Below are 3071 nucleotides of genomic sequence, written 5' to 3'. Positions count from 1 at the left end.
TCAAGCGCGTTGTCGGCCTGCCCGGCGACCGCATCCAGATGAAAGAGGGCCGCCTCTACATCAATGGCACCATTGTCGAGCGCGAAAAGGTCGGCACTACCACCGATACCGACAGCAATGGCGATGCCCGTGAGGTCACCGTCTATCGTGAGACCTTCCCCGAAGGCTCGACCCACATCATCCAGGAAATCTCCGACAACGCGCCGCTCGACAACACGCCTGAATATGTCGTGCCCGCCGGTCACTACTTCATGATGGGCGACAACCGCGATCGCTCGGCCGACAGCCGTGTGCTGAGCCAGGTCGGCTACGTCCCGGCGGTCAATCTCATTGCCAAGGCCGAAGCGCGCTTCTTCTCCATCAAGGACAACCTGCCGCCCTGGCAGATCTGGCAGTGGCCCGCCAATGTGCGCTGGGATCGCATGTTCCAGTCTGTCTACGGCAACCCGCCGTATGACACGACGGAAACGCCGTGAGCAGGCGCGACAAGACCCACGAAAAGCTCCAGACCCGCATCGGCTATACCTTTGCCGATTCCGACCTGCTGGAGCGGGCGCTCACCCATTCGAGCGCCGTCTCGCCGGGCAAGCGTGTCGAGCGCTCCTATCAGCGCCTGGAATTTCTGGGCGATCGGGTGCTCGGCCTCGTCGTGGCCGACATGCTCTATCAGCGCTTTCCCAAGGCCAATGAGGGCGAGCTGAGCCGTACGCTCAACACGCTCGTGCGCAAGGAAACCTGTGCCGTCATTGCCCGCCAGTTGCAGGTCGGTTCCGAACTGATCCTGGGCGAGAGCGAAGCCCGCACCGGCGGCGCCGAAAAGGAAGCCATTCTCGGCGACGTCACCGAAGCCATCATCGGCGCCATCTATCTCGATGGCGGCCTCGAAGAAGCGCGGACCTTTATCGAGCACCATTTCGAAGAGTTCATCGCCGATGGTCAGACCCATCGCGCCGATGCCAAGACCACGCTACAGGAATGGGCCCAGGCGCGTGGCCTCGAGCCGCCGACCTACGCACTGGTCGAGCGCACCGGCCCAGACCACGCCCCCGAATTTACCATCGCCATCGATCTCGCCGGCTTCGACCGCATTTCGGCGACGGGCCCTTCGAAGAAAATCGCCGAACACAAGGCTGCCGAGGACTTCCTCAAGCGCCAGAAGGTTTGGAAGGAACGCTGATGACCGAACCCGCCGATCTCACCAACACCTCTTGCGGCTTCATCGCCCTTGTCGGTGCGCCCAATGCCGGCAAGTCGACGCTGCTCAATTCCCTCGTCGGCACCAAGGTCTCCATCGTCACCCATAAGGCGCAGACAACGCGCTCGCAGGTGCGCGGCGTTCTGACGCTCGACCAGGCCCAGCTCGTCTTTATCGACACGCCCGGCATTTTCGCGCCCAAACGTCGGCTTGAGCGCGCCATGGTCGACAGCGCCTGGGGCGGGGCAGGGGATGCCGATCTCGTTGCCTTCATCATCGACGTTGATCGCGGCATCACGCCCGATATCGAAATCCTCCTTGAGGGCCTCGAAAACATCAAGCAACCGCGCGTGCTGATCCTCAACAAGATCGACACGGTCAAGCACGAGAGCCTTCTCACCCTGTCGCAGAAGCTCAACGATCGCCTGCGCTTCGAGGCGACCTTCATGCTGTCGGCCCTAAAGGGCCACGGCGTGCAGGATTTCATCGATTGGTGCGTCAAGCACATCCCGCCCGGCCCCTGGCATTTCCCGGAAGATCACCTCACCGATCTCACCATGGCCATCACCGCCGCCGAGATCACGCGCGAAAAACTCTTCCTGCGCGTCCACGACGAGATCCCCTACAATTCCACCGTCGAAACCGAATCCTTCAAGATCCAGAAGGACGGCTCCTACAAGATCGATCAGGTGGTCTATGTTTCGCGCGACAGCCACAAGAAGATCGTGCTTGGCGCTGGCGGCCAGACCATCAAGGCGATTGGCGCGGAAGCGCGCAAGGAACTGATGGAAATGTACGAGGTGCCGATCCACCTCTTCCTGTTCGTAAAAGTTCGCGAAAAGTGGGCTGACGATCCGGAACGTTATCAGGAAATGGGCCTCGAATTCCCACAAGGGAAGAAGTAGCCGCCACAAGGGGGCAAGACATGCGCAGCGCTCTGTTCGTCCGGGTCTTCGCCCTCATCATCGCCCTTACCGCCTGGATTGGCATCGGCATCCATATCGAAGCGCAGTGGCGGTTGACGGGGTCTTTCCTCGGCGCCGCCTGGGTGCTGGCCGACTATTTTACCGTCACGACCAACCTGCTGGTCGCCGTCGTCTTCTCCATCATCGCCTTGCTTCGCCCGGGAACGATCGGGCCGCGCCTTCTCGGCTTTGTCACCATCAACATTGCCCTCGTCGGCGTCATCTACATGCTGCTCCTGCAGGGGCTCGTCGAACTGACGGCCGGCGCTGCCGTCGCCAATGTGCTACTGCACATGGTCACGCCGGTTCTCGTGCCGATCTTCTGGCTGTTCTGCGTGCCGCGCGGTCGGCTGACGCAGCGCGATCCCTTCATCTGGGCGCTCTACCCGATGGGCTATCTGGTCTACGCTCTCATTCGCGGCACCGCTCAGGGACATTTTTCCTATCCCTTCATCAATTATGTCCGGCTCGGCATTGCCCAGGTGGCGATAACCGTCGTGATCATCACGCTCGCCTATCTCGCCGCCGGTTGGGCGATGGTCCTCCTCGACAAACGTCTGGCGCGCTGATCGGCTCATCATGGAATGGACTGGTGAAGCTCTCCTCATAGGCGTCCGCCGCCACGGCGAATCCAGCGTCCTGGCCGAGGCCATGGTGGCCGGGCGCGGTCGCTACATGGGGCTGGTGCGCGGCGGTCGTTCCTCGAAGCTGGCGCCCGCCTTGCAGGTCGGCAACACCATCCATCTCACCTGGCGCGCACGACTCGAAGAGCATCTGGGCACCTTCACCGTCGAACTCATGCAAAGCCGTGCCGCTGACCTCATGGCAGACCGCACGCGTCTCTATCTGACCCAGTTGATCTGCGATCACCTGCGCCTGCTGCCCGAGCGCGATCCACACGACCGTCTTCT

5 protein-coding genes are annotated in these 3071 nt (G+C 61.8%); all 5 read left to right on the top strand.

What is annotated here, in order from left to right:
• On the top strand, window positions 1–476 hold a 476-nt coding region (lepB, locus tag J0I64_RS09060), incomplete at its 5' end, for a signal peptidase I (protein ID WP_291407331.1).
• A complete protein-coding gene (rnc, locus tag J0I64_RS09055) occupies window positions 473–1177 on the top strand; it encodes a ribonuclease III (RefSeq protein ID WP_291407328.1) in 705 nt (234 codons plus the stop codon). The genes lepB and rnc, both read left to right, overlap by 4 nt.
• On the top strand, window positions 1177–2100 hold the full coding sequence (gene era / locus J0I64_RS09050; RefSeq protein WP_291407326.1) for a GTPase Era: 924 nt from the start codon (window positions 1177–1179) through the stop codon (window positions 2098–2100). The genes rnc and era overlap by 1 nt, the downstream gene beginning before the upstream one ends.
• Window positions 2101–2120: 20 nt before the next feature.
• Complete coding sequence (locus tag J0I64_RS09045) at window positions 2121–2729, top strand: Pr6Pr family membrane protein (protein WP_291407324.1); 609 nt, start codon at window positions 2121–2123, stop codon at window positions 2727–2729.
• A 10-nt stretch (window positions 2730–2739) separates the two neighbouring features.
• On the top strand, window positions 2740–3071 hold a 332-nt coding region (locus J0I64_RS09040), incomplete at its 3' end, for a recombination protein O N-terminal domain-containing protein (protein WP_291407322.1).

It is taken from the genome of Devosia sp. (genome assembly GCF_017307565.1).
GTDB lineage: Bacteria > Pseudomonadota > Alphaproteobacteria > Rhizobiales > Devosiaceae > Devosia.
This window is presented reverse-complemented; position numbering and strand designations above follow the sequence as displayed.

Bases quoted from the DNA above. Each gene is read 5' to 3' on its own strand.
- era (WP_291407326.1), top strand. From the start codon at position 1,177: ATGACCGAACCCGCCGATCTCACCAACACCTCTTGCGGCTTCATCGCC.
- J0I64_RS09045 (WP_291407324.1), top strand. From the start codon at position 2,121: ATGCGCAGCGCTCTGTTCGTCCGGGTCTTCGCCCTCATCATCGCCCTT.